Source organism: Pseudomonas sp. BS3782 TE3695 (assembly GCF_050435305.1).
In the GTDB taxonomy this organism is placed as follows: Bacteria; Pseudomonadota; Gammaproteobacteria; order Pseudomonadales; family Pseudomonadaceae; genus Aquipseudomonas.
Window position 1 is genome coordinate 1,381,741 of record NZ_JBNDKB010000001.1, and the last position, 26,869, is coordinate 1,408,609.

At 59.2% G+C, this 26,869-nt stretch carries 24 protein-coding genes; 12 read left to right on the top strand and 12 right to left on the bottom strand.

Annotated elements, in window-relative coordinates; translation table 11 throughout:
• Window positions 1-40 precede the first annotated feature (40 nt).
• Window positions 41-805, bottom strand: coding sequence for a TOBE domain-containing protein (locus tag ABH909_RS06185; RefSeq protein ID WP_429431290.1), 765 nt, complete (start codon window positions 803-805; stop codon window positions 41-43).
• Window positions 806-868: 63 nt separating this feature from the next.
• Window positions 869-1,609 carry a ComF family protein gene (locus tag ABH909_RS06190; protein ID WP_429431292.1) on the bottom strand — a complete coding sequence of 247 codons (741 nt, stop codon included), beginning with the start codon at window positions 1,607-1,609 and terminating at the stop codon, window positions 869-871.
• 91 nt (window positions 1,610-1,700) lie between these two features.
• On the opposite strand from ABH909_RS06190, the gene bioB reads away from it, so the two are divergent.
• The 11 genes from bioB to ABH909_RS06245 all read left to right on the top strand — a co-directional run bounded on the left by bioB (window position 1,701) and on the right by ABH909_RS06245 (window position 14,869).
• Entirely contained in the window at window positions 1,701-2,756 is a 1,056-nt protein-coding gene (gene bioB, locus ABH909_RS06195; RefSeq protein WP_007904183.1) for a biotin synthase BioB, read from the top strand.
• Between the two features lie 238 nt (window positions 2,757-2,994).
• On the top strand, window positions 2,995-4,173 hold the full coding sequence (gene bioF, locus ABH909_RS06200; protein ID WP_429431294.1) for an 8-amino-7-oxononanoate synthase: 1,179 nt from the start codon (window positions 2,995-2,997) through the stop codon (window positions 4,171-4,173).
• Entirely contained in the window at window positions 4,166-4,897 is a 732-nt protein-coding gene (locus tag ABH909_RS06205; protein ID WP_429431296.1) for an alpha/beta fold hydrolase, read from the top strand. The genes bioF and ABH909_RS06205 overlap by 8 nt, the downstream gene beginning before the upstream one ends.
• Entirely contained in the window at window positions 4,890-5,702 is an 813-nt protein-coding gene (gene bioC / locus ABH909_RS06210) for a malonyl-ACP O-methyltransferase BioC (RefSeq protein ID WP_429431298.1), read from the top strand. Before ABH909_RS06205 ends, bioC begins: the two co-directional genes overlap by 8 nt.
• Window positions 5,699-6,379: a dethiobiotin synthase gene (bioD, locus tag ABH909_RS06215; protein WP_063342337.1), complete on the top strand. Its 681-nt coding sequence runs from the start codon at window positions 5,699-5,701 to the stop codon at window positions 6,377-6,379. The genes bioC and bioD overlap by 4 nt, the downstream gene beginning before the upstream one ends.
• A gap of 115 nt (window positions 6,380-6,494) precedes the next feature.
• On the top strand, window positions 6,495-6,791 hold the full coding sequence (locus ABH909_RS06220) for a hypothetical protein (RefSeq protein WP_030129975.1): 297 nt from the start codon (window positions 6,495-6,497) through the stop codon (window positions 6,789-6,791).
• A 277-nt stretch (window positions 6,792-7,068) separates the two neighbouring features.
• Window positions 7,069-8,874 (top strand): phenylacyl-CoA dehydrogenase, encoded by a 1,806-nt coding sequence (locus ABH909_RS06225; protein WP_095630857.1) that lies wholly within the window; start codon window positions 7,069-7,071, stop codon window positions 8,872-8,874.
• A gap of 228 nt (window positions 8,875-9,102) precedes the next feature.
• A complete protein-coding gene (locus ABH909_RS06230) occupies window positions 9,103-10,392 on the top strand; it encodes a GGDEF domain-containing protein (protein ID WP_429431300.1) in 1,290 nt (429 codons plus the stop codon).
• Window positions 10,393-10,482: 90 nt separating this feature from the next.
• The gene (locus ABH909_RS06235) at window positions 10,483-12,279 is read left to right on the top strand and encodes an acyl-CoA dehydrogenase C-terminal domain-containing protein (RefSeq protein WP_429431302.1); all 1,797 of its coding nucleotides are present in this window, start codon (window positions 10,483-10,485) and stop codon (window positions 12,277-12,279) included.
• A gap of 271 nt (window positions 12,280-12,550) precedes the next feature.
• Entirely contained in the window at window positions 12,551-14,329 is a 1,779-nt protein-coding gene (locus tag ABH909_RS06240) for an acyl-CoA dehydrogenase C-terminal domain-containing protein (protein WP_429431304.1), read from the top strand.
• Between the two features lie 381 nt (window positions 14,330-14,710).
• Complete coding sequence (locus tag ABH909_RS06245; RefSeq protein ID WP_007904205.1) at window positions 14,711-14,869, top strand: YqaE/Pmp3 family membrane protein; 159 nt, start codon at window positions 14,711-14,713, stop codon at window positions 14,867-14,869.
• A 153-nt stretch (window positions 14,870-15,022) separates the two neighbouring features.
• Here the strand turns inward: ABH909_RS06245 and ABH909_RS06250 are convergent, their stop codons facing one another.
• The 10 genes from ABH909_RS06250 to ABH909_RS06295 form a co-directional block, all read right to left on the bottom strand.
• The gene (locus tag ABH909_RS06250; RefSeq protein WP_429431306.1) at window positions 15,023-16,855 is read right to left on the bottom strand and encodes a S9 family peptidase; all 1,833 of its coding nucleotides are present in this window, start codon (window positions 16,853-16,855) and stop codon (window positions 15,023-15,025) included.
• Window positions 16,821-17,975, bottom strand: coding sequence for a pyrroloquinoline quinone biosynthesis protein PqqE (gene pqqE / locus ABH909_RS06255; RefSeq protein ID WP_429439762.1), 1,155 nt, complete (start codon window positions 17,973-17,975; stop codon window positions 16,821-16,823). The genes ABH909_RS06250 and pqqE overlap by 35 nt, the downstream gene beginning before the upstream one ends.
• Window positions 17,968-18,243 (bottom strand): pyrroloquinoline quinone biosynthesis peptide chaperone PqqD, encoded by a 276-nt coding sequence (gene pqqD / locus ABH909_RS06260; RefSeq protein ID WP_429431308.1) that lies wholly within the window; start codon window positions 18,241-18,243, stop codon window positions 17,968-17,970. Before pqqD ends, pqqE begins: the two co-directional genes overlap by 8 nt.
• Window positions 18,240-18,992, bottom strand: a complete 753-nt coding sequence (gene pqqC, locus ABH909_RS06265) for a pyrroloquinoline-quinone synthase PqqC (RefSeq protein ID WP_123497360.1) — start codon at window positions 18,990-18,992, stop codon at window positions 18,240-18,242. Before pqqC ends, pqqD begins: the two co-directional genes overlap by 4 nt.
• Before the next feature lie 126 nt (window positions 18,993-19,118).
• Window positions 19,119-20,030: a pyrroloquinoline quinone biosynthesis protein PqqB gene (pqqB, locus tag ABH909_RS06270; RefSeq protein ID WP_192344806.1), complete on the bottom strand. Its 912-nt coding sequence runs from the start codon at window positions 20,028-20,030 to the stop codon at window positions 19,119-19,121.
• 84 nt (window positions 20,031-20,114) lie between these two features.
• Window positions 20,115-20,189, bottom strand: a complete 75-nt coding sequence (gene pqqA, locus ABH909_RS06275; RefSeq protein ID WP_009045898.1) for a pyrroloquinoline quinone precursor peptide PqqA — start codon at window positions 20,187-20,189, stop codon at window positions 20,115-20,117.
• 156 nt (window positions 20,190-20,345) lie between these two features.
• Entirely contained in the window at window positions 20,346-22,784 is a 2,439-nt protein-coding gene (gene pqqF, locus ABH909_RS06280) for a pyrroloquinoline quinone biosynthesis protein PqqF (protein WP_429431310.1), read from the bottom strand.
• A 38-nt stretch (window positions 22,785-22,822) separates the two neighbouring features.
• A complete protein-coding gene (locus tag ABH909_RS06285; RefSeq protein WP_401177116.1) occupies window positions 22,823-23,617 on the bottom strand; it encodes a carbon-nitrogen hydrolase family protein in 795 nt (264 codons plus the stop codon).
• 12 nt (window positions 23,618-23,629) lie between these two features.
• Window positions 23,630-25,312 (bottom strand): flavin monoamine oxidase family protein, encoded by a 1,683-nt coding sequence (locus tag ABH909_RS06290; protein ID WP_429431312.1) that lies wholly within the window; start codon window positions 25,310-25,312, stop codon window positions 23,630-23,632.
• Window positions 25,313-25,527: 215 nt separating this feature from the next.
• Complete coding sequence (locus ABH909_RS06295) at window positions 25,528-25,989, bottom strand: Lrp/AsnC family transcriptional regulator (RefSeq protein WP_007980298.1); 462 nt, start codon at window positions 25,987-25,989, stop codon at window positions 25,528-25,530.
• Between the two features lie 138 nt (window positions 25,990-26,127).
• Between ABH909_RS06295 and ABH909_RS06300 the strand changes: the two genes are divergently transcribed.
• Window positions 26,128-26,772 (top strand): peptidase M41, encoded by a 645-nt coding sequence (locus tag ABH909_RS06300; RefSeq protein ID WP_429431314.1) that lies wholly within the window; start codon window positions 26,128-26,130, stop codon window positions 26,770-26,772.
• Window positions 26,773-26,869: the final 97 nt, after the last annotated feature.

Below are 26,869 nucleotides of genomic sequence, written 5' to 3' on the forward strand. Positions count from 1 at the left end.
CTTAAATTCAGGATCAAAAGATCGCAGCCTTCGGCAGCTCCTACAGCGGAGTGCCCAGCAGAATGTTGGATGGCGCGAATTGCACCAACACCGGTTTTCCGGCGGTGAGTTCGAGGGTTTTCAAGTGCCGCTGCTCGACCAGGGCGCAAAGTGTCTGGCCATTGGGCAGGCCGATGCGCACTTCGCTCGGGCCGTCGTCGGCGTCAAGGATTTCTTCGATGATGCCCTTCAGGCAATTGTTGCCGGGCGTCGCGGTTTGATCGATGCCCAGCAGTTCCAGCCAACCGGCCTTGATCAGCGCCACTACTTCGGTGCCGGTCTGCAGTTCCAGGCGCAGAGTGCTGTCGTGGGTGATCTGCGCATCGATCCGCAAACCTTCAGCCAGTTCAAGACGGATGCGGTCGTTGCGTCCTTGTGCATCGATCGCCACGACCTTGCCGTGCAGTTGGTTGCGCGCGCTGGTTCTGAGCATCAGGCGACCGAGCAGGTCCAGGTCACTGGCCTCTTCGGCGGCTTCCAGCACCTGAGTCTGCAAGGCTTGCAGTTTTTGATACAGGCGCAACACCCGTTCACCTTCGCTGGACAGTTTGGCGCCGCCACCGCCCTTGCCGCCGACGCTACGCTCCACCAGCGGTTTCTGCGCGAGGTTGTTCAACTCGTCGATGGCGTCCCACGCCGCTTTGTAGCTCAGGCCGGCGCTTTTCGCAGCGCGGGTGATCGAGCCTTGTTCGGCGATGTGTTGCAGCAACGCGATGCGTTGCGGGCGACGAGCAATGTGCTGGGACAACAACGTAGGCAAGGACATGGCGAGACGCTTTGGGCTGTGACGATGGACAGGACGTTGGCGGCTTGAGGTGCGGGAGTCAAGTCAGTCCCCATCGCCAGGTTTTGGGGTACGGGCCAGGCAGTAGACATCGACCCGCGCGGCCCCCGCCTCCATCAACAGGCGAGCCAGGGCCTGGGCGGTGGCGCCGGTGGTCAGCACGTCGTCGACCAATGCGAAGTGGCGACCCTTGATCGAGGCAGTGGGCACCAGGGCAAAGGCGTGACGCAGATTCTTTTTACGGGCGTCGGCATTCAGCTCTTGTTGCGCGCTAGTGTCCTGAATCCTCAGCAACAGCGTTTCATCGCAAGGAATGTCGAGGCTAACGCTGAGCCAGCGGGCGAGCATTGCCGCCTGGTTGAACCCCCGCTGGCGCAGACGTTTGGCGGCCAGCGGTACAGGTATCAGCGCATCGGGCCGATCCAGGTCTTCATCGAAGCGATGTTGCAGAAACTGAGCGAGAAGTTCGGCGAGCAGGCGGCCAAACGGCCACTTCGCGCTGTACTTGAAGCGGGTGATCAAACTGTCGACCGGAAAGCTGTAAGTCCAGGGCGCGGCGACTCGCTCAAAGGCTGGCGGTTGTTTCAGGCATTGGCCGCAGGTCAGGCCCGTGGCAGGCAAGGGCAGGGCGCAGGTTTGGCAGTGCTCGCCCAGCCAGGGCAACTCGGTTTCGCAGGCCGTGCAGATAGGCGTGGTGTCGTCTGCGGCTTCTGCACAGAGCAAACAGGTCTGTTTGTTTTTTAACCAGATGTAAACCGGTCCTTCGTATCGTGGTTGACAGCGCATCGCTCTTCCTTAAATATGCCGAACATCCGTGTCGCGTCTGTGGGTATTCCATTCCCCAGCCGCAAGCCATGCATAAAACAAGGAAACGCCCATGAGCGCCAGCACCACTGCAACTCTGCGTCATGACTGGTCTTTGGCCGAAGTCAAAGCACTCTTCGTTCAGCCATTCAACGACCTGCTGTTCCAGGCGCAAACGGTGCACCGCGCGCATTTCGACGCCAACCGTGTCCAGGTTTCGACGCTGCTGTCGATCAAGACCGGTGCATGCCCTGAAGATTGCAAATATTGTCCGCAGTCCGGCCATTACAACACTGGCCTGGAAAAAGAAAAACTGATGGAAGTGCAGAAGGTCCTCGAAGAGGCCGCGCGCGCCAAGGCCATCGGTTCGACCCGTTTCTGCATGGGCGCCGCGTGGAAACACCCGTCGGCCAAAGACATGCCTTACGTGCTGGAAATGGTCAAAGGCGTGAAAGCCATGGGCCTGGAAACCTGCATGACCCTCGGTCGTCTCGATCAAGACCAGACCGTCGCCCTGGCCGAAGCCGGCCTGGATTACTACAACCACAACCTCGACACGTCGCCGGAGTTCTACGGCAGCATCATCACCACCCGTACGTACAGCGAGCGCCTGCAAACCCTGGCTTACGTGCGTGATTCGGGAATGAAGATCTGCTCCGGCGGCATTCTCGGCATGGGCGAGTCCCTCGACGACCGCGCCAACCTGCTGATCCAGTTGGCTAACCTGCCTGAGCATCCAGAGTCGGTACCGATCAACATGCTGGTGAAAGTCGCCGGTACCCCGCTGGAAAATGCCGACGACGTCGACCCGTTCGACTTCATCCGCATGCTCGCTGTCGCTCGCATCCTGATGCCAAAATCCCACGTGCGTCTGTCCGCCGGCCGTGAAGCGATGAACGAGCAGATGCAGGCCCTGGCGTTCTTTGCCGGCGCCAACTCGATTTTCTACGGCGAAAAACTGCTGACCACCGCCAACCCGCAGGCGGACAAGGACATGCAATTGTTCTCGCGTCTGGGCATCCTGCCGGAAGCCCGCGAAGAGCACGCCGACGAAGTGCATCAGGCCGCCATCGAGCAGGCGCTGGTGGAGCAGAAGAGCAGCGAGATGTTCTATAACGCGGCTGTCTGAAACCTTCACCGATTCCTCTGAAGGAATGCAAAACCCTGTGGGAGCGAGCCTGCTCGCGATAGCCATTAGATATTCAACACAGATGTTGGATGTCATGGCCTCATCGCGAGCAGGCTCGCTCCCACAAGGAACTGCGTAGAACCTGTGGGAGCGTGGCTTGCCCGCGATGGCCGCGACTCGGTTTGCAGCCAAGTCCATTGTTCCTGCATCAGATTGTCAAATGACCGTCGAGGCCTGCATGTCTTTCGATCTCGCCGCACGCCTTGCTGCCCGTCGTGCCGAAAACCTTTATCGCCAGCGTCCGCTGCTCGAAAGCCCTCAGGGGCCGGAAGTGGTGGTCGATGGTCAGCCGTTGCTGGCCTTCTGTAACAACGATTACCTGGGCCTGGCCAATCATCCGCAAGTGATCGAAGCCTGGCGCGCCGGCGCGTCGCGTTGGGGCGTGGGCGGTGGTGCTTCGCATTTGGTGATTGGTCACAGCGGCCCGCATCACGCACTGGAAGAAGCCCTCGCCGAGTTCACCGGTCGCCCGCGAGCGTTGCTGTTCACCACCGGTTACATGGCCAACCTCGGCGCGGTCACTGCATTGATCGGGCAGGGCGATACGGTCCTGGAAGACCGGCTTAATCATGCGTCGTTGCTGGATGCAGGGTTGTTGTCCGGTGCGCGTTTCAATCGTTATCTGCATAACGATGCGGCCAGTCTGGCCAAGCGCCTGGAGAAGGCCACCGGCAATACGCTGGTGGTCACCGACGGCGTGTTCAGCATGGACGGTGACGTCGCCGATCTGCCGGCGCTGGCGCGGGAAGCCAAGGCCAAAGGCGCCTGGCTGATGGTCGATGACGCGCACGGTTTTGGTCCGCTGGGTACCAATGGCGGCGGGATCGTCGAGCATTTCGGTCTGAGTCAGGAAGACGTGCCGGTGTTGGTCGGCACCCTTGGCAAGGCTTTCGGTACGGCCGGTGCTTTTGTCGCTGGCAGCGAAGAGCTGATCGAAAGCCTGATCCAGTTCGCTCGCCCTTACATCTACACCACCAGCCAACCGCCGGCGCTGGCCTGCGCGACGCTGAAAAGCCTGGAGCTGTTGCGCAGCGAACACTGGCGACGTGAACATCTGCAGACGCTGATTCGTCAGTTCCGCCATGGCGCCGAACAGATTGGCCTGGAGTTGATGGACAGCTTCACGCCGATCCAGCCGATCATGATTGGCGATGCCGGGCGCGCAGTTCGACTGTCGCAGATGTTGCGCGAATGCGGGCTGATGGTGACTGCGATTCGTCCACCGACTGTGCCCGCGGGCAGCGCACGTTTGCGCGTAACCCTCACCGCCGCTCACAGCGAGGCGCAGGTACAGCTATTGTTAAATGGACTGGCCGATTGTTTTCAACAACTGGGACCGGAGCCAAGCCATGCGTGATCGTCTGATTCTGCTGCCGGGCTGGGGGCTCGGGATTTCGCCGCTGGAACCCTTGGCGGCGGCGTTGCAGGGTTTGGATGAGCACCTGCGTGTCGAGATCGAGCCGTTGCCGGAACTGGAGTCGAGCGACCTTGAAGAATGGCTCGATGAGTTGGACTCGACGTTGCCACAGGATGCCTGGCTCGGTGGCTGGTCATTGGGTGGCATGCTGGCGTCCGAGTTGGCGGCACGACGCGGTGACCGCTGCTGCGGCTTGGTGACCCTGGCGAGCAACCCTTCCTTTGTCGCCCATGAACAATGGTTAAGCGCGATGCCCGGCGAAACCTTCGATGCGTTTCTGGCCGGCTGCAAGGCTGACTCGCGCATGACGTTGAAACGTTTTTCGCTGCTGTGCGCCCAAGGTGCCGAAGACCCGCGCGGAATGTCGCGACTGTTGCTCGCTGGCGCACCGCATACGTCTTCGCCGGTGCTGATGAGCGGCCTGGAATTACTGGCCCAACTGGATACTCGGCAAGCGTTGCAAGCGTTTCGCGGGCCGCAATTGCATTTGTTTGGCGGCCTCGACGGGCTGGTCCCGGCCGAAGCGGCGGGGGATTTGCTGGCGCTGCTGCCGGATGTCGAAATCGGTCTGATTGAACAGGCCAGTCACGCGTTTCTTCTGGAAGACCCTCACGGTGTGGCGGGGGCGATTCAGGCCTTTTTGCATGAGTTCGGTGATGACTGATTTATCCCTTCCCAACCTGCCCGGCGGTTTGCCCGACAAACGCCAAGTGGCGGCATCCTTTTCCCGTGCGGCGGCGAGCTACGACAGCGTGGCCGAATTGCAGCGCGATGTGGGCAGCGAGTTATTACGTCGGTTACCGGAAGATTTTGTCCCTGCTCGCTGGCTGGATATGGGCTGCGGCACCGGGTATTTCAGCCGAGCCTTGGCGCAGAAGTTTCCTGCGAGTGCCGGCGTGGCGCTGGACATCGCAGAAGGCATGCTCAATCACGCTCGTCCCTTGGGCGGCGCGACCCATTTCATCGCGGGCGATGCCGAGCGCTTGCCGTTGCAGGACTCGACCTGCGATCTGGTCTTCTCCAGCCTCGCGGTGCAATGGTGCGCGGATTTCGCCTCGGTGCTTGATGAAGCGTATCGGGTACTGAAACCGGGCGGAATCTTCTCGTTTGCTAGTCTGTGTGTAGGCACGCTGTACGAATTGCGTGACAGCTGGCGTCAGGTGGATGGCATGGTGCACGTCAACCGCTTCCGCGAGTTCAGTGTTTATCAACAGCTTTGCGCGCAAAGTGGCTTGAGGGTCATCAGCCTCGAAACGCAGCCACATGTGCTGCATTACCCCGATGTCCGCAGCCTGACCCATGAGCTGAAGGCGCTTGGGGCGCACAATTTGAACCCAGGTCGGCCGGGCGGTTTGACCGGCAGGGCGCGGATCCTCGGCCTGATCGAGGCTTACGAGCAGTATCGTCAGGCACAGGGATTGCCGGCGACTTATCAAGTGGTTTACGCCGTGTTGGAGAAACCCTTATGAGCGCAGCCTATTTCATCACCGGTACGGACACCGATGTCGGCAAGACCACCGTCGCCGCAGGGTTGCTGCATGCTGCGCGGTTGGCGGGCTTGAGCACGGCAGCGGGCAAACCGGTGGCCTCGGGCTGCGAGCTGACGCCCAAGGGGTTGCGCAACGCCGATGCGCTGGCACTGTTTGCCGAGTGCTCGATTCCGTTGACCTACGATCAGGTCAATCCGGTCGCGTTCGAACCGGCGATTGCACCGCATCTGGCGGCGCGAGAGGCTGGCGTGGCATTGACCGTGCAATCGCTGTTGACACCGATGCGGCAGATTCTCGATATGCAGGCGGACTTCACCTTGATCGAAGGCGCTGGCGGCTGGCGCGTGCCGTTGGCAGATCAGGACAATCTGTCGGACCTGGCCATGGCGCTGGGTCTGCCGGTGATCCTGGTGGTTGGTGTACGGCTGGGTTGCATCAATCACGCGCTGCTGACAGCCGAGGCGATCGCCCGGGATGGTTTGCAGTTGGCAGGATGGGTGGCCAACATCATCGATCCGAAGACCTCGCGCCTTGAAGAGAACCTCGCGACATTGGCCGAGCGCATCCCCGCGCCATGCCTGGGGCGAGTGCCAAAACTCAAGTCGGTGACCGCCGACGCGGTGGCCGCGCATTTGCAGTTGGACTTGCTGGACTGAGACTTCCTGGTTTTACCTATGGCAAGGCACTGTGCCATTAGTGTTTTTGTCGGGCCTTTTGTCGGCGTGTCTGGTTCAATGGCCGCTGTTGATCCTTTGCAGGACGAGTTCTCCCATGGAAATCTCAGGAAACACCGCTTTTTATGCCGGTCTGAGCACTATTCAGACCGGGCAGAACCGCGTCGATCAGGCTTCGGGTCAGATCGCCAACAACACCATCGAGCGTTCGGTCACCAGTCAATCCTCCGAGATTCAGGTTGATCGCCTGCGTTCGGTAGACCGCAGCCAGCAATCGGACTTGGCCAGCAATATGGTCGAGATGTCTCAGGGAAAATTCCAGGTGGAACTGGGCGTCAAAGTCGCCAAGGCATCCGATGAAATGCTCGGTACGCTGATCGATACATTTGCCTGAATCCTCGCTGAATCCGCTACTCCAACGCCGCGCCTGTTCGCGGCGTTTTTCTGCGTAAGTCCTTCTGCCTCAACTAATCTCTCCTACATGGCGTGTTGCTCAGTCAACGGCGGTGTGCAACTGCGTGGCCGAGTTTTTGTTGACGCGATGACGAACGGCAAAAGATCGGCGCTTGACAAGAATTGGGCGTAAACGTATGTTTCAAACAACTGTTTGACCGTCACAACAAATCAACACGGTCGTTCATTCCCGGTTACATCAGCAGAGGTTTATCGCTATGCCTGACTACAAGGCCCCCTTGCGTGATATTCGCTTCGTTCGTGACGAACTGCTCGGCTACGAAGCGCACTATCAGAGCCTTCCGGCTTGTGCAGACGCAACTCCGGACATGGTTGACGCCATTCTCGAAGAAGGCGCCAAGTTTTGTGAGCAGGTACTGGCTCCGCTGAACCGCGTGGGTGACACCGAAGGCTGCACCTGGAGCGAGTCCGGCGTTAAAACCCCGACGGGTTTCAAAGAAGCCTACAAGCAATTCGTCGAAGGTGGCTGGCCAAGCCTGGCTCACGACGTCGAGCATGGCGGTCAAGGCCTGCCAGAGTCCCTGGGTCTGGCTGTCAGCGAAATGGTTGGCGAAGCCAACTGGTCGTGGGGCATGTACCCAGGCCTGTCCCATGGCGCGATGAACACCATCTCCGAACACGGTACGCCTGAGCAGCAAGAGGCTTACCTGACCAAACTGGTTTCCGGCGAATGGACCGGCACCATGTGCCTGACTGAACCGCACTGCGGCACTGACCTGGGCATGCTACGCACCAAAGCCGAGCCTCAGGCCGACGGTTCCTACAAAGTGTCCGGTACCAAGATCTTCATCTCGGCCGGCGAACACGACATGGCCGACAACATCGTTCACATCGTTCTGGCACGTCTGCCGGATGCACCGGCCGGCACCAAAGGCATTTCCCTGTTCATCGTTCCGAAGTTCCTGCCGAACGCAGACGGTTCGATTGGCGCACGCAATGCCGTGACCTGCGGTTCCCTGGAACACAAGATGGGCATCCACGGTAACGCCACGTGCGTGATGAACTTCGACGCGGCCACCGGTTACCTGATCGGCCCGGCGAACAAAGGCCTGAACTGCATGTTCACCTTCATGAACACCGCCCGTCTGGGTACCGCGCTGCAAGGTCTGGCGCATGCCGAAATCGGTTTCCAGGGCGGTCTGAAATACGCTCGCGATCGTCTGCAAATGCGCTCCCTGACTGGCCCGAAAGCGCCGGACAAAGCCGCTGACCCGATCATCGTTCACCCTGACGTACGTCGCATGCTGTTGACCATGAAGGCGTTCGCCGAAGGCAACCGTGCGATGGTTTACTTCACCGCCAAGCAAGTCGACATCGTCAAGTACGGCGTCGATGAAGAAGAGAAGAAGAAAGCCGACGCACTGCTGGCTTTCATGACTCCGATCGCCAAAGCCTTCATGACTGAAGTCGGTTTCGAATCCGCTAACCACGGCGTACAAATCTACGGCGGCCACGGCTTCATCGCCGAGTGGGGCATGGAGCAGAACGTTCGCGACAGCCGCATTTCAATGCTGTACGAAGGCACCACCGGTATTCAGGCACTCGACCTGCTGGGCCGTAAAGTGCTGATGACTCAAGGCGAAGCGCTCAAAGGCTTCACCAAGATCGTCCACAAGTTCTGCCAGACCAACGAAGGCAACGACGCGGTCAAAGAGTTCGTCGAGCCACTGGCTGCGCTGAACAAGGAGTGGGGCGAGCTGACCATGAAGGTCGGTATGGCTGCCATGAAAGACCGCGAAGAAGTTGGCGCCGCGTCGGTGGACTACCTTATGTATTCCGGTTACGCCTGCCTCGCCTACTTCTGGGCTGACATGGCGCGTCTGGCTGCCGAGAAACTGGCCGCCGGCACTACCGAAGAGGCGTTCTACACCGCCAAGCTGCAAACTGCGCGCTTCTACTTCCAGCGCATTCTGCCGCGTACCCGCACTCACGTTGCAACCATGCTGTCGGGCGCCAACAACTTGATGGACATGAAAGAAGAAGACTTCGCGCTGGGTTACTAAGTCCTACGCTGTCTCTTCACAAAGCCGCTGCTCCCTCGGGAGCAGCGGTTTTTTTGTGCCTGACGCAAACGGGCTGCGCCTGTAAAAATTCCTGACTAAAACGCTAAGAAGAACGCCATTGCTGCCGTTAAAGAGGATGGCGATGTGACATACGTCACATTGCATGTGCTTAGCTGCTCAAGTTGCAGGCACAACGCCATCTTTGTTTGACGGGTCGGAGCTTTACCCTTGCTGCGTTCTTCCGCTTTACGTTTCAGTCATTTTTTGCCATCGCTGCTGTTGTTGCTGGCGGGGCTTGCAGCTGCCTACGTCAAGGATCTCAACGTCTTCTTCACCTCGCTGTTCAACGTGCTGCCGACATTGGTGCTGTTGCTCGGCGGGGCGTATTGCGCGGTTTATCGACGTCAGCGTGAACTGTTTCTGATGGTCACGGTGTACATCGCCTACTTCCTGCTCGACACCCAGACCGACTATTACCGGGACAACGGCAAAGTCCGTGAAGACGCCGCTGTAGTCTTCCATTTGTGCTGTCTGTTGCTGCCATTACTCTTCGGCTTGTTCGCCGCCTGGCAGGAGCGCACCCATCTGTTTCAGGACATGGTGGCGCGTTTCGCCGTGTTGCTGGCGTTTGGCAGCGTGGCGCTGGGGCTGGAACAGAGTTACCCACAGGCGCTGTTGATGTGGCTCTCGGAGATCCGCTGGCCAGCCCTGCATGGTGCCTGGATGAGCCTGATCCAATTGTCCTACCCGGTATTCATCGCCTCGTTCCTGTTACTGGCCTGGCAATACTGGCGCAACCCAAGACCCTTGCATGCCGCGCAATTGGTCGGTCTGTTGGGATTGTTCTGGATGTTGCCGAAAACCTTCATCCTGCCGTTTACCCTGAACATCATGTGCAGCCAGGTGATGTTGATGATTGCCGCTGCAGTTGCCCATGAAGCCTATCAAATGGCGTTCCGCGATGAACTCACCGGTCTGCCGGGCCGTCGTGCCCTGAACGAACGCATGCAACGGCTGGGGCGCAATTATGTGCTGGCCATGGGCGACGTCGACCACTTCAAGAAATTCAACGACACCCACGGCCACGATGTCGGCGATCAGGTGCTGCGACTGGTCGCCAGCAAGCTGTCGAAAATCAGCGGGGGCGGTAGGGCATATCGCTACGGCGGTGAAGAATTTGCTCTGGTGTTCGCAGGCAAAACCCTCGAAGAGTGCATGCCGCATCTGGAAGTCATCCGCGAATCCATCGCCACCTACAATATCCAGCTGCGCAATCAGGACAGTCGTCCTCAGGATGACCAGCAGGGACGCCAGCGCCGCGCGGGTTCAGGCGCCTCGAGTGTATCGGTCACCGTCAGCATCGGTGTCGCCGAGCGGTTGGAGCAGCGCACGCCGGAAGAAGTGCTCAAATCCGCTGACCAGGCGCTCTACAGCGCCAAAGGCGCGGGGCGAAACTGTGTGATGGCTTTCGGTCAGAACCGCCGTGGCGCGGTGCGTATGGACGCCGCTGCGGGTTGAGTGATGATGGCGCATTCAGCGTCTGGACTGTGATTGTGAGGCGTAGTGCGCGGCAGTAGGTTTGAGCAATCTGCTGCCGGAGAAATGACCATGCCCGATTACAAAGCTCCCCTGCGCGATATGCGCTTTCTGATCGACCACGTCTTCGATTTTCACAGCAACTACGCTGCGCTGGGCGCCACCGATGCCAGCCCGGACATGATCAATGCGATCCTTGAAGAAGGCGCGAAATTTTGTGAGAACGTTCTCGCACCGCTGAACCGAAGCGGCGATGAGGAAGGCTGCCATTTCGACAACGGCGTGGTCACAACGCCTACAGGTTTCAAGCAGGCTTTCGCGCAGTACGTGGAAGGCGGCTGGCATGGTCTGGCGGCTGATCCGGCTTACGGCGGCCAGGGTTTACCCAGTTCTTTGGGGCTGGTCATCAGTGAGATGGTCGGTTCCAGCAATACCTCCTGGGGCATGTACCCCGGCCTGACTCACGGTGCGATGTCGGCGATTCACGCCCATGGCACCGAAGAACAGAAACAAACCTACCTGAGCAAGCTCACCGCTGGCCAATGGACCGGCACCATGTGCCTGACCGAAGCCCATTGCGGCACCGATCTGGGCATCATCAAGACCCGCGCCGTACCTAAGGCTGACGGCAGTTACGCGATTTCCGGCAGCAAGATTTTCATCTCCGCCGGAGAGCACGACATGAGTGACAACATCATTCATCTGGTGCTGGCCAAACTGCCAGACGCGCCAGCCGGTACCAAGGGCATTTCGCTGTTTATCGTTCCTAAATTCCTACCTAATGTCGAGGGCGAGGCGGGCGAGCGCAATGGTGTTTCCTGCGGTTCGATCGAACACAAAATGGGCATCAAGGCCTCGGCCACCTGTGTGCTCAATTTCGACGATGCGAAGGGCTTCTTGATCGGTGAGCCGAACAAGGGCCTGAACTGCATGTTCACCATGATGAACCACGCGCGGCTCGGTACCGGCATGCAAGGTCTGTGTCTGGGCGAGGCAAGTTTCCAGGGCGCGATCAAGTACGCCAACGACCGCTTGCAAATGCGCTCGCTGACCGGTCCGAAAGCCCCGGAAAAAGTCGCCGACCCGATCATCGTTCATCCCGATGTGCGCAGGATGTTACTGACCATGAAAGCCTTCAATGAAGGCAACCGGGCGCTGACTTATTTCACCGCGCAGTTGCTGGACGTCGCTCATCTGAGCCCGGATGAAACGGCGCGTCAGGAGGCCGAAGATCTATTGGCATTCCTGACGCCGATCTGCAAAGCCTTCATGACCGACACCGGGCTGGAGGTGACCAACCTCGGCATGCAGGTGTTTGGCGGCCACGGTTTCATTCGTGAGTGGGGCATGGAGCAGCTGGTTCGCGACTGCCGGATCGCGCCGATCTATGAAGGCACCAATGGCATTCAGGCGCTGGACTTACTTGGACGCAAGGTCCTTGGCAGTCAGGGAAGACTGCTGCGCGGTTTCACCAAAATTGTCCATAAATTCTGTGCGGCAAACGCTGAACATCCACAACTCGGCAACTATGTGGCGCAGCTCAATGGTCTGAATCAGCAGTGGGGCGAGTTGACCACCAAGGTCGGCATGGCCGCGATGAAAAATCCGGATGAAGTCGGTGCCGCCTCGGTGGATTACCTGATGTACAGCGGCTACATCATCCTCGGTTACCTGTGGCTACGTATGGCGTTGGTGGCTCAGGTGCAGTTGGATGCAAGCGGCGTCGATGCCGATTACTGCAAAGGCAAACTGGCGACCAGCGAGTTTTACTTCAAGCGTTTGCTGCCGCGTACGGCCGCTCATCGGGCGGCCATCGAGGCGGGCAGCGATTGCCTGATGAAGCTGCCGGCGGAGTTGTTTGCGCTCTGACGATCAGGCTTGAAAAGCATCGCGGGCAAGCCTCGCTCCTACAGGTCGTGTCGTACGCATTTAACGGTGAACGACATAGAACCGTAGGAGCTAGGCTTGCCCGCGAATGCGTTCTGGCAGGCGAGAACGATCGCAGCTGAAAGGCTGGTGACTAAAAATAACAAAACGGTCATGGGCTGACCCTATGTGTCGTAAAAGTTGTTGAGGTACACTCGGACACAACAAAATCACTATTCTACGAACCACCTGTTTAGATCTTGCGAGGTTTGCCATGGCTGACTACAAAGCGCCCCTGCGCGATATGCGCTTCGTCCTCAATGAAGTTTTCGAGGTCGCCAAACTCTGGGCCGAATTGCCTGCGCTGGCCGAGACCGTCGATGCGGAAACGGTCGAAGCCATTCTCGAAGAAGCCGGCAAGGTCACCAGCAAAAGCATCGCGCCCCTGAGCCGTGCGGCTGACGAAGAAGGCTGCCACTGGGCGGACGGTGCCGTCACCACCCCGACCGGTTTCCCACAGGCTTATCAGACTTACGCTGAAGGCGGTTGGGTCGGTGTCGGTGGCGATCCGGCCTATGGCGGAATGGGCATGCCCAAGGCTGTTTCGGCGCAGGTCGAAGAAATGGTCAACTCCGCGAGCCTGTCGTTCGGTCTGTACCCGATGCTGACCGCCGGCGCCTGCCTGTCGATCAACGCTCATGCCAGCGAAGAGCTGAAAGCGGCATACCTGCCAAACATGTACGCCGGTGTCTGGGCTGGCTCCATGTGCCTGACCGAGCCGCACGCCGGTACTGACCTGGGGATCATCCGCACCAAGGCCGAGCCTCAGGCCGACGGTTCCTACAAAGTCAGCGGCACCAAAATCTTCATCACCGGCGGTGAACACGACCTGACCGAGAACATCATTCACCTGGTATTGGCCAAGCTGCCGGACGCACCGGCGGGGCCGAAGGGCATCTCTTTGTTCCTGGTGCCGAAGTTCATGGTCAATGCCGATGGCAGCCTGGGCGCACGTAACCCGGCGAACTGCGGTTCGATCGAACACAAGATGGGCATTCAGGCGTCCGCGACCTGCGTGATGAACTTCGACGAAGCCGTGGGATACCTGGTCGGCGAGCCGAACAAAGGCCTGGCGGCGATGTTCACCATGATGAACTACGAGCGTCTGGGCGTCGGCATCCAGGGCCTGGCCACTGGCGAGCGCTCGTACCAGAACGCTATCGAATACGCTCGCGACCGTTTGCAAAGCCGCTCGCCGACCGGCGCGCAAAACAAAGACAAGGTCGCTGACCCGATCATCGTCCACCCGGACGTGCGCCGCATGCTGCTGACCATGAAAGCTGCGAACGAAGGCGGCCGTGCTTTCTCGACTTACGTGGCGATGCAGCTGGACACCGCCAAATTCAGCGAAGACGCCACCACCCGCAAGCGCGCAGAAGACCTGGTTGCCTTGCTGACCCCGGTGGCCAAGGCATTCTTGACCGACCTGGGTCTGGAAACCACGGTTCACGGCCAGCAGGTGTTTGGCGGTCACGGCTACATCCGTGAGTGGGGCCAGGAGCAACTGGTGCGCGATGTTCGCATTACGCAAATCTACGAAGGCACCAACGGTATTCAGGCGCTGGACCTTGTAGGACGCAAAATCGTCGGCAGCGGCGGGGCGTTTTACAATCTGTTCGCTGATGAGATTCGTCATTTCATCGGGACAGCCAATGCTGACCTGGCGGAATTCACCCAGCCCCTGAATGATGCGGTGGACACCCTCGATGAACTGACCGCGTGGTTGCTGGACCGTGCGAAAAACAACCCGAACGAGATCGGCGCGGCGTCGGTGGAGTATCTGCAAGCATTCGGTTACATGGCCTACGCCTACATGTGGGCATTGATGGCCAAGGCAGCCTTCGGTAAAGAAGCGCAGGACGACTTCTACGCAAGCAAACTCGGTACGGCGCGGTTCTATTTCGCACGTCTGCTGCCGCGTATTCACTCGTTGAGCGCATCGGTAAAGGCGGGCAGCGAATCGCTGTTCCTACTGGATGCAGGACAATTCTGACCTTGTAATGTTATGTAAGCATTCTCTTACATAACGTGCTGCTGTTTTCCCCTAGGCGAGGATTGGATCCAGAGCTAATCTACTTCACATGGACGTCGCGCAGGAAGCGCAAAGCAACAACACGGACACGTAGGATTCTGCCAGGACGGCGGAGTGAAATGGATGTCAGGGAAACAGTCTGCAAAGCCCCGCTTCGGCGGGGTTTTCTTTTGTCCGCAAAAAAGTATTCAGCCAACCCGTCCAATATCGCCGGACTTCTATTTCCTTCAGCAAAGTCCGCAACCAACGGCTGTAATCCGAACCCACACTGAACCCTGAAGAACACCGCAGTGTCGATAAACTGTATGGCCCATAGAGCCAACATCAATCAGGAGCTACCCCATGGATTTTATTCGTATCATCATCGCCATTCTGTTGCCGCCACTGGGTGTGTTTCTGCAAGTCGGTTTCGCTGGAGCGTTCTGGCTGAACATTCTGCTGACGTTGTGCGGTTACATTCCGGGGATCGTGCATGCGGTGTACATCATCGCCAAGCGCTGAGTTTTGCTGCGCCGATTAGATCGCATTCGCGAGCAAGCCCGCTCCCACATTTGATCTCTGGTGTTCACACATAATGTGTTCACAGAAGGTCCAGTGTGGGAGCGGGCTTGCTCGCGAATGGGGGCACCGCAAATACCTGCCCTGAGCGAAGACTCAGCCCGCCAACTCCATCACCCGCCGATAAAACAACCACTCCTGTTCCAGCGCATGGGCCTGATTGCCGGCCTTGCGAAAGCCGTGGCGCTCGTCGGCGTAGTAATGCGCTTCAACCAGAATGCCGTTGTCCTGCAACGCCTTGACCATGTCGCGGGTCTGTTGCGGCACCACCACGGCGTCCAGTTCACCCTGAAAGAAAATCACCGGAACGCTGATGTTGTTCGCGTGCAGCAAGGGCGTGCGCGCGGCATAGCGTTCAGCGTCCTGCACCGGGTCGCCGATCAACCAATCCAGATAGTCGCCTTCGAACTTGTGGGTGGCGCGGCCTAGCGCAACGGGATCGCTGACGCCATACAGGCTGGCACCCGCCCGAAAGACCTTGTGAAAGGCCAGTGCGCATAACGTGGTGTAGCCACCGGCGCTGCCTCCACGAATAAACGCCTTGTCGCCGTCGATCAGCCCTCGATCGGCGAGGTAAGCCACCACCGCACAGGCATCTTCCACATCAACATCGCCCCAGCTCAAATGCAGCGACTGGCGATACGCGCGGCCATAGCCGCTGCTACCCCGGTAGTTGAGATCGGCCACGGCGAAGCCGCGTTGTGCCCAATACTGGATCCGCGGGTCGAACATCGGGTAGCAAGCCGAAGTCGGGCCGCCGTGAATGAACACCACCAACGGCGGTTTCGTGTCACCGGTCATCGCCGGGTAGAAGAAACCGTGGGCCTCGCCCGAACCGCTGGGATAGCGCAGGGTTTGCGGGCGGCTGATCTGCTCGGCGGGCAGCGGTGCAACACCGCCGGCGAGGGTCTTCACCTGCCGGGTTTTACGGTCGATGGCGATCACCGCAGACGAACTGACCGGCGAAGCGGCAATGCAGTAGATGAACTGTTCATCCTGTGCGAGATGACGAAAACGGCTGTAGTCGCCAGTGAAATCGTCACGGGAACCATTGCCATGACAAAGCCCCAGTCGACCGAAACCTTCTTCAGTCCAACTCGCCAGATAAGTGTCTTCGTCCAGCGGCAACCAAGTGCAACCACCCAGTTGCCAAGGCGCCGGTCCATGGTCGGCGGCAGCGCTTGGGAGTGGACTCAAGCCGTTGCCGGACTCCACCCACGGCTGCCAGAAACCGCCGCGATCGGTCAGACAAAACAAACGGCCACTGGCATCGAATCGAGGTTGTTGCAGTGACTCCTGGCCACTGTCGCCCGCCACACAGCGCGGTGGCGAAAAGGTTTGATCACTCTGGCGTTCGGCAACCATCAGGCGAGTGGCGGTCCAGGGCTGATCCGGACGGTTCCATTCGATCCAGGCCAAACGCTGACCGTCAGGACTCAGGGTTGGAGCCGCGTAAAAATCGGCGCCTTCGGCCAGCGGATGACGGTGGCCTTCAGCCAGATCGATCGCTACCAGGCGATGCCGATCACGGTTCTCTTCCACCGCCAGCACCTGGCCATTGGCAAAGTGCAAATCGCCGTAGCGGCATTCACTCGAAGTCAGTACCTCAGGCGCCTCACCGGTTAGCGATTGGCGATACAGCTGCTGATCGGCTTCGTTGACGAAAACCAGCCCGTCATCGGTCAGACAAAACGCACCACCGCCATATTCGTACACCCGGCTGCGCACACTGAAGGTGGGCGGCGTCAGGCAGCGAGCCTGGCCGTCGCGCCACTGCCAGATCCGGCAGGCGGCGTCCTCGGGGCGGTATTCGTTCCAGAACAGGCCATGTTGCCCGACCTGTAACTCGGCGAAGTCGATGCCGGCCGCGACAGCCCTGGCGGCGCTCAAGGGTTCAGCTTTTGGCGATGAGGCGTGAGTTTCGTTCATTGCGAAAGGCCAATTGTTCGATGGTCTGGGTCGCGTGTTCGGCTTCTTCGCGGGCCTTTAGAATCACGCCGTGATGTTCCGACTTGCTGCACACCGGGTCGGCATTGCTCGCGTCACCCGTGAGCATGAATGCCTGGCAGCGGCAGCCGCCGAAGTCCTTTTCTTTCTCGTCGCAGGAGCGGCACGGCTCGGGCATCCAGTCGTAACCGCGAAAGCGGTTGAAGCCGAACGAGTCGTACCAGATGTGCTGCATGCTGTGGTCGCGCACGTTGGGAAACTGCACCGGCATCTGTCGGGCACCATGACAAGGCAGGGCGGTTCCGTCCGGCGTGACGGTCAGAAAAATACTGCCCCAGCCATTCATGCAGGCTTTCGGACGTTCTTCGTAATAGTCCGGCGTCACGAAAATCAGCTTGCACGGATGCCCTTCGGCTTCCAGTTTGGCGCGGTATTCATTGGTGATGCGTTCGGCGCGCACCAATTGTTCTTTGGTCGGCAACAGGCCGACCCGATTGAGCTGGGCCCAACCGTAGAACTGGCATGTCGCAAGCTCGACGAAGTCCGCTTCAAGGGCAATGCACAGCTCGATGATCCGGTCGATCTTGTCGATGTTGTGCCGATGGGTGACGAAGTTCAGCACCATCGGGTAGCCATGAGCCTTCACCGCACGAGCCATTTCGAGCTTTTGCGCGAAGGCCTTTTTTGAGCCGGCCAGCAGGTTATTCACTTGCTCGTCGCTGGCCTGAAAACTGATCTGGATGTGGTCCAGACCGGCCTTTTTGAAATCGCTGATTTTCTGCTCGGTGAGGCCAATGCCCGAAGTGATCAGGTTGGTGTAGAAGCCCAGCTTGCGCGCTTCAGCGATGAGTTCGGCAAGGTCTTGGCGCACCAGTGGCTCACCGCCGGAAAACCCCAACTGCGCCGCGCCCATCTCCCGGGCTTCGCGAAAGACCTTGATCCACTGCTCGGTGGACAACTCTTTGCCCTGCTCGGCGAAATCCAGAGGATTGGAGCAGTACGGGCATTGCAGCGGGCAGCGATAGGTCAGCTCGGCCAGCAACCACAGTGGCAGGCCGACTTCAGGCTTGGGCGGTAACTTTTCTGACGCGCAATCAGGCAAGTTCGATCCAGTGCTGAGCACGGGCGACCTCCATGAATTGCTCGATGTCTTCACCAAGCTCGGGCACGTCGGGGAATTGCGTGTTCAATTCGGCGATGATCGCCGCGACATCCCGCCGACCATCAATCAAACCGCCAATCAGCGCAGCGCTGTCGTTGAGTTTGATCATGCCTTCCGGGTAGAGCAGCACATGGCCTTTTTGTGCCGGCTCGTACTGGAAACGATAGCCTGGGCGCCAGGTCGGGGTTTTGCTGCGATCGAAACTCATACGATGATTCCTTTATGCCAGACCCGCTGTTCGGTCACGCTGTGGTACGGCGGGCGGTTCAGTTCGTAGGCCATGCTCATGGCATCGAGCATGCTCCAAAGAATGTCCAGTTTGAACTGGAGAATTTCCAGCATGCGCTCCTGGCCTTCCCGCGTCGTGTAGTGCTGCAAAGTGATCGCCAGACCGTGCTCTACATCCCGGCGCGCCTGGCCCAGGCGCGTGCGGAAATATTCGTAACCGGCCGGGTCGATCCACGGGTAATGCTGCGGCCAGCTGTCGAGGCGCGATTGATGGATCTGCGGCGCGAACAGCTCGGTCAGGGAGCTGCTGGCGGCTTCTTGCCAACGGGCCCGGCGGGCGAAGTTGACGTAGGCATCCACGGCGAAACGCACGCCGGGCAGCACCAATTCCTGAGAGCGCAGTTGATCCGGGTCGAGGCCGACCGCTTGGCCGAGGCGCAGCCAGGCTTCGATACCGCCTTCTTCGCCGGGGGCGCCGTCATGGTCGAGCAAACGCTGAATCCATTCGCGACGAATCTCGCGGTCCGGGCAGTTGGCCAGAATCGCGGCGTCCTTGAGCGGGATGTTCACCTGATAATAGAAACGGTTGGCGACCCAGCCCTGGATTTGCTCGCGGGTTGCCCGGCCTTCATACATCGCCACGTGATACGGGTGATAGATATGGTAGTAGGCACCCTTGGCGCGCAGGGCCGCTTCGAATTCGGCGGGGGACATTGCGGTGTCAGTCATTGCGGTTCTCCGGGGTACAACCGGTGGATTCTTTGGTGTCTGATCTGACGCCTTCGCGGGCAAGCCCGCTCCCACAGGTTTACGCGAACTACTGTGGGAGCGTGGCTTGCCCGCGATGGTGCCTCGCTACAACACAATACTCATGCCGTCATACGCCACTTCAACCTCGCGCCGAACCAGTTCCGCACGCTCCGGCGAATCCTCGTCGAGAATCGGGTTGGTGTTGTTGATGTGGATAAGCACTTTGCGCTGTTTGGGCAACTGTTCCAGCACTTCCAGCATGCCGCCGGGGCCGTTCTGCGCCAGGTGGCCCATTTCCCGGCCCGTGCGGGTACCGACGCCGCGGCGCTGCATTTCGTCGTCGTCCCACATCGTGCCATCCACCAACAGGCAATCGCTGCTGGCCATGATCTTCAGCAGCGATACGTCGACCTTGCCCAGGCCCGGTGCATAGAACAGTTTGCCGCCAGTGCTCAGGTCTTCGACGATCAGGCCGATGTTGTCGCCCGGATGCGGGTCGAACCGATGCGGCGAGTATGGTGGCGCGGCGCTCCGCAAGGGCAGCGGGGTAAAGCGCAGGTTCGGGCAGGCCGGGACGGTGAAGCTCTGATCGAGTTCGATACGGTTCCAGTTCAACCCGCCATTCCAGTGAGTCAGCATGGTGAACAGCGGGAAACCGGTGCTCAGGTCTTCGTGGACCATGTCGGTGCACCACACTTGATGCGGGCAACCTTCGCGCAGGCTGAGCAGGCCGGTGGTGTGATCGATCTGGCTGTCCATCAGGATGATGGCGCTGATGCCGGTGTCACGCAGCGCGCGGCCCGGCTGCATTGGCGCAAAACTCTGGAGCTGGGCGCGGATGTCCGGCGAAGCATTGCACAGCACCCAGTTCACGCCGTCATCGGAAATCGCGATGGACGACTGGGTACGTGCCTCGGCCCGCAGGCTGCCGTCGCGAAAACCTGCGCAGTTCACGCAGTTGCAGTTCCACTGGGGGAAACCGCCGCCGGCGGCGGAACCTAGAATCTGGACAAACATGACCGCTCCATCATTGAAAGCTGAAAATAAAAACGCCCCGGCGAGCCGAGGCGTAGCACTGCATTCTCTACCAGACGGCAGAGCTTAGCGGCTTGCGAAGTACATGGTGACTTCGAAGCCGATACGCAGGTCGGTGTAAGCAGGTTTGGACCAGGACATAGAAGCGCTCCTTCAGGTGGATGGGACAGTTGAGACCTATACATATAGTCCACCTCCAGCCGGAGATGTTCAGATAGTTAGGTGGCTATGTTACTCAAAATTACAGAGCGATTGGCCACGAATCTTTGATAAAGCTAATTGCAGCGTCGGTAATGATCATTTTGCCACTTGCCAAGTCGCCCCGGAACAAGGCCCGTTGGCCAGACAGCGCCACCCGCCGTCGGCCCGATTCAGTCGTTGGGCCGCCGCCAGCAAGGCTTCACGGTCGATCATCAGAATCGCCTGAGGCAGACGCTGCAGGTAATCAGACGAGTGGCCGGCCAGTTTTCCTTGCCAGAGCAGCTCGGCAGCCTGGGCATTGGGCAGTGCGATACTGTCGAATTGATCGGCCAGGGCTTGGCGCTGGGCGACGAAGATCGATTCATCGATGCATTCGATCATCCCTTCCAGTTCACTAAGGAACTGTCCGATGTGCTCCAGTAAATCCATGGGCGCGACGCTCGGCGATTGCACGCCAAACAGGAGCCCGGTCTGACCGTTTATCTGGCGTAGTCCGCTGAACACGGCATACCCAAGTTGCAACTCTACCCGGAGGCGCTGGTAGAACGGCGTCTGGCACACGTGTGCGAGCACACGCCAGGCGGCTTCATCGGCGATGTCATGGGTTGTCGTCGGACAAAAGAGTAACAACGCGTGTTCGCTGGAGCCGGTATCGACGGAGTTCCACAGATGCTGCGACCGAATCGACGGAGGTGGCGTCAGTTGACTGTCCGCAGTGCCGGGAATACGACTCAAGGCAAGCCCCATCGCTGCTTGAGTCTGGGCAGACAGGCCTGTGGCCAGGCCATCCCAGCGTGCGCTCGACCAGAGTTGCTGCAGATCATCCGAGACTACGCTGTGCTCATGGCATAGATCGGGCAATGCTTTGAGAAGCTTTCGAATCGGCATCAATGCAACGGCTGCAGGCGCTTCCTGTGACAAATCGGCATCAGGTTTTGTCAGTTCTTTCAGCGCATGTTCGAGGATTATCGGCATCGGTTCCTGCAGCCCCGTCATTTTCAACAGCCATTCGTTGCCCGAAGCACTGAAGGAAAAGTCGACACCGGCCTGACGCGCATCTTCGCGCAGCCTGCGCAGGTTGTTTTCCAGGTTCGACTGAAGACGGTTGTGAGGTGCGAACTCCAGGCGCCAGCGCAGATAAACTGCACCTTGATTGGTGTTGTCCGGCAATGCCTGACTGAACTGCATCGGCGATTGTTCACGGCGACTGCGTGAGCGATCCTGGGCAAACGTCCGCAGGCCGCGGTGGGCGCTGGTCTGGCCGCGAATCAATCCGGCATTCGGGGCTGGCGTCTCGGCGCGCAAAAACGGGTTGGGAGTCGGCAATTGCCACTGACCGGTGAAGTTATCCACAGCGCCGATTTGCTTGAGGATTGCCTTGAGGGCGACGACGCCTTGTTCGGACAGTCCGAGTTCAAGCTGTTCGCTGTCTCGTCGGGCCAGTTGCAAGGCGCTGCTGACTTGCTGTTGGCGCTGCAGCAGGGCGGTATATTCTTCGCGCAATTCGGCCCAATCCTGATGGGAGGCAAAAAAGCCTAGCCAATCCAGGAGCCGTTCGCGGATCACGTTGTCCGGTTGCGTGGCGCGGGCGGATAGTGTGAATTCGATGTGCAGCAAAGCTTGGCCTGCATAGTGATAGAGCGGCGCGGCTTTCAGATTGTCCGCCAGCCCATGTTCTCGCAACTGCGCCAACAGGCCGCCGGGTTTTTCGGCGTTCAGCCAATGGCACAGGAATGCCAGCGCTTCGGGCGATGAGTCGGGCAGCGCTTCGAAGGCGAACAGCAGATCCAGCCGACGTTCTCCAGCCTGTTGATAACTATTGTCTGAAGCATCCATCAACAGGGTGGGTTTTGTCTGAGGGGCTTTCTCGCCGGAGGGAATAGCAACAGCAAACGCCTGTGCCATCCCCTTCAATTCATCGAGACTCTGTGGGCCAGCCAAGCTTAGCGTCATCTGCCCGCTCTGATAAAACCGCTGATGGAAGTCCTTCAACGCTTGCTGGAATTCAGGCTGCGGCACCGGCAGGCTGTAACGGTTTCCCGCATGAAACGCCCGCAACGGATGAGCCGCCGAGAGCCCATCGAACAGCGCAAACTGCTGTTGGGCCGTCGCATCCCGCGACCAGGCGACAAATTCGGCGTGCAGCACTTCTCGTTCCCGCCGCTGATCGTCCGGATTCATACGCGGATGAGCGAGCATGTCTGACAGGCGCTCCACCCCACCCCTGAACGCCTGAGGTGGCAGCTCGAAAAAAAAGTCCGTCGTACGTTCGCTGGTTCGCGCATTGACCTGCCCGCCATGACCTTGCACGTAGGCCATCAACCCTTGCTCTGCAGGAAAGCGCTCTGTACCCAGGAACAGCAAATGCTCAAGAAAGTGCGCCAGCCCCGGCCAGGCCAGTGGCACGTCGTGACTGCCAGCTGCGACCCGCAACGCAGCGGCGCAACGCTTCAAATCCGGCGCGTGACGCAGCGTCACCCGCGGGCCATTGGCGAGGGTTTCAGTGTGGAGGCGAGGGTGATTCAGCGCAGGCATGAGCACTTCCAGAACAGAGAAGCGCTAATGCTAGCGGATTAGGGCTTGTTCAGCTCGCCGTATAGCTCGGGACGGCGGTCGAGGAAGTAGCGATTGGCAGCGCGGGAGTCGATCATCAGCTGACGATCCAGTTCGCCGACAATCAGCGCTTCATCAAGTCCGGCCTGGGCGATGCGGCTGCCATCCGGCGCGGCGATGCTGCTCTGGCCGCAATACTGGATGTCGCCTTCGTGCCCGCAATAGTTGGCGTAAGCCACATAACACTGGTTTTCGAAGGCCCGTGCGCGGACGGTGACGTCGGCAATGAAATCGTAGGGAATCATGTTCGCCGTCGGTACCAGAATCAATTCGGCGCCGGCCAACGCCAGACGCCGGGCGTTTTCCGGGAACTCCAGGTCGTAGCAGATCAAAAAGCCAAGCTTCCAGCCGTTGAGTTCGACCAGCGGAAACTCATCGGGCCCGGGGCTGAACATCGAGCGGTCGAGGTCGCCGAACAAGTGAGTCTTGCGGTAGTTGCACAACCGCTCGCCATTGGCGTCGATCAACTGCACGGCGTTGTAGATCTGCCCGTCCTCGGTACGCTCCGGGTAGCCATACAAAATGGCGATCCCCGTCGTTTTGGCAATGCGCGCGATTTGCTGCGCCGATTCACCGTTGTGCACTTCCGCCAGCACGCTGACCGCATCGATGCCGATGTTGTAGCCGGTCAGGAACATCTCCGGCAGCACCAGCAAGTCTGCGCCCTTGGCCTCCAGCGCCAGTTGATGCAGGCGTTGCAGATTACCTGCGACATCCAGGGGCAGCGGTGGACATTGGTAAAGGGCTACGCGCATTTCGGATTCCTCTTACTCGGGCAGGGCGATCGGACCGATTTCGTTGAACACATCTCCTGGACCTGGGTTTTCGGCGTGAGTTTCACCGCCGAAGTGTTTCATGATCCCCCACACCGCGTTGAGCGACGTCTGTACCGCGCCTTCGACCCAGGCCGGCGTCCACGAAACGTCATCGCCGGCGATGAAAATCCCCCGTTGCTCGGGCGGCATGTCGTCTTGCATGAAGTGCGCGTACATGCGCTGATTGTAGCGGTAGTGGCCGGGCAGAGCGCCTTTGAAGGCACCGAGGAAATGCGGGTCGGCTTCCCACGACACGGTGATCGGATCGCCGATGATCCGCGCGGCGATATCGACTTTCGGGTAGATTTTCTTCAATGCATCCAGCGCCAGCTTCACGCGTTTTTCCACCGGGTGTGGGAGCATTTTCAGGGCGTCGCTCATCCACGAGTACGACAGGCAAATCACTCCTGGCTTATCGTCGCCGTTATCGAACAGGTACGTGCCGCGGGTCAGGCGATCAGTGAGGGTCATGCTCATCAGGTCGCGACCGGTTTCCGGGTCCTTGTCTTTCCAGAATGGGCGATCGACCATCACGAATGTCTTCGACGATTGCATGTAGCGGGTGCGGTCCAGGGCCATCCACATCTTTTGCGAGAACAGGCTTTCGTCGCATTCGATCTGGGTGGTCAGCAGCCAGCTCTGGCAGGTGGTCAGTACGGCCGCGTATTCGCGTGTGTCGCCGTAGTTATCGGTGACCGTAAAACGTCCGTTCGGCGCGTGGGCAATTTTCTTCACGCCGGAGCGCGGCGCACCGCTGTGCAGCGAGCTGAGACTGGTGCCTTCAGGCCAATGCACGCAACGCTCCGGCACATGGCGCCAGATGCCCAGCGGCACTTGTTCCACACCGCCGACGACCAAGTGCTGATGATCGTCGCAGTTGGTCATCACCACGCGGAAGATTTCCAGCATCGAGTTGGGGAAGTCCGAGTCCCAGCCGCCAGTACCGAAACCGACCTGACCGAATACTTCGCGGTGATGGAACGAGAGCTTGGCGAAGGCTTCAGAGGTGGCGACGAAATCATAGAACGTGCGGTCGTCCCACAGCGGCACCAAGGTGTTCCATAGTTCCTTGAGGCGCGGCACGTCGCGGTCACGAATCGCTTGCTGGATATCGGAGAACTGCGAACCGGCTTCCAGAGCGTCCGCCCAGGCGTCAGCGACTTCCTGGAACAGTGCAGGAAGATCCGCCAGTTTCTGTGCGTAATGAGTTTTGCCTTCCAGATCGATTACCGTGCTGCCCGACGCAGGCGTCAGCGGGTTCGGGAAGGGTTTGGTTTGAAGGCCGAGCTTGTCGACGTAGTGATAAAACGCGGTCGATGACACAGGGAAACGCATACCGCCGAGTTCAGCGATGATGCCTTCAGCACCGTTGAAGGCCTGGGAGCGCAGACGGCCGCCCATCTTCGAGGCTTCGTAGACGACGGGTTTAAGGCCCAGCTTCATCAATTCGTAGGCGGCCACCAGGCCTGCAATGCCGGCGCCGACAATCGCCACCTCGGCGCCGTGATTGTGTGCCGGAATGCTGCCCAGCCCGGCCGGGTGCTCGATCCAGTTATCGAAAGCGAAAGGAAAGTCCGGGCCGAAAACGGTGACCGGTTTTTTACCGTCTGCAGGATGGCGATTGTTCTTGTTCATGGCTGACCTTGCTGGCGACCTGACGCAGAGTGCGCGTCTGAGTATAGGAAAAGATGGCAGCCATTCTAGAGAGCGTAGAACACGTTAATAAGACGCAATGTGTCGTCATTTTGCTAATTAACTGATCAATATGACGATCTACAACTACATACTGTAGGAGCGAGGCTTGCCCGCGAAGAGGCCTACCCAGACACCGAAGACCTACCTGTTGAAACTCAAACCGGCTGCCCCCGATCAATCTTGCTGCTCAGGATGATCGAAGTCGTCGTCTTCTCCACACCATCCACGCTGCCAATCTGATCCAGCAACTGATCCAGCTGCTCCGGCGAGTCGGTGCGCAACCACGCCACATAATCGAATTCGCCACTCACCGCACACAACTGCTGCACCTGCGCCATGGCGCTAAGACGACGCAGCACTTCCTTGCCGGACCGTGGTTGCACCGTGATCCCGACGTATGCCTGCAATCCACCATCCACCACGCGCTGTCCCAGGCGTACACCGTAACCGGTGATTACCTTGGCCTTTTCCAGCCGCGCCAGGCGCGACGTGACGGTGGTGCGGGCGATGCCCAGCTGCCGGGCGAGCATGGCGACACTTTCGCGGGCATTGATTTGCAGGGCCGCGATCAATTGGCGGTCGATTTCGTCAAGGACGGGCGGGCGGGTGTCAGGCAAAGGGGCATCTCCAGCGGTATAGAGCAATGGGCAGGCATGTTACAGGCAGTCCATGCCCTCAACGGGTTAATTGGATGGACACAAATTGTCACTCGTAGTCGAATGCGCAACCAAGGGCTGTGAAGCGAGGGGATCGAAATGAAGGGCATGCCAGCGGCTCTGCGAGACTATGCACTGCAGATTGCCAATCACGAAATGGGGCATTACGTCGTAGCCCGAGCTCTGGGTTTTGAAACGGGTGATGTGACCCTGAAAGTTACCATGGGCCTGACCCACCATGGAGGGGCTTCCATTACCTTGACGCGGTCAATTTCGTCGATCGATGCCATGAAGGAGCATTTGGAAGCCCGGATAATGGTCCTCTTCGCCGGAGCCATGGCGCAGACATTACCTGCAAAGCATTCGCCCGAGAAACACGTCGATAAGTCGAAAGCGGCAGCCATCCTGAAAGGAGAGTTTGGAGCGGAACAGGATCACGCAAAAATAAGAGAGTTGCGGTACTTGCTTCGAAATATCGCCTACCCCGATACGAATCCAGCGTCGTCCGACAGCATCATTGCTGAGCTGACAGAAATTAATGATCGCTTGTGGTTGCGCACTCAACAAATCGTAGAGGCATTGGCCGATACGATTACTGGATTGGCAGGGGGTCTGGTAGACCGCATGGTCCTCGTGGACCTGTGGGGGAGGGCCGGGGATTCGTATGAGGTTGTGTTGGCGGGGGAAGTGCTTGAAGGGCTGGTGCCCGTGCAGGCGATACCAGCTTTGAGTGTTTGGGAGTAAGTATCCAGGTGGCCGCTGGGGGCATGGGGCAAGTCGTAAATGAGCAGCTGATGTTCATTAGAGTCTTGGTCTTGGTGAGCACCGGAGCTTTTGGTTT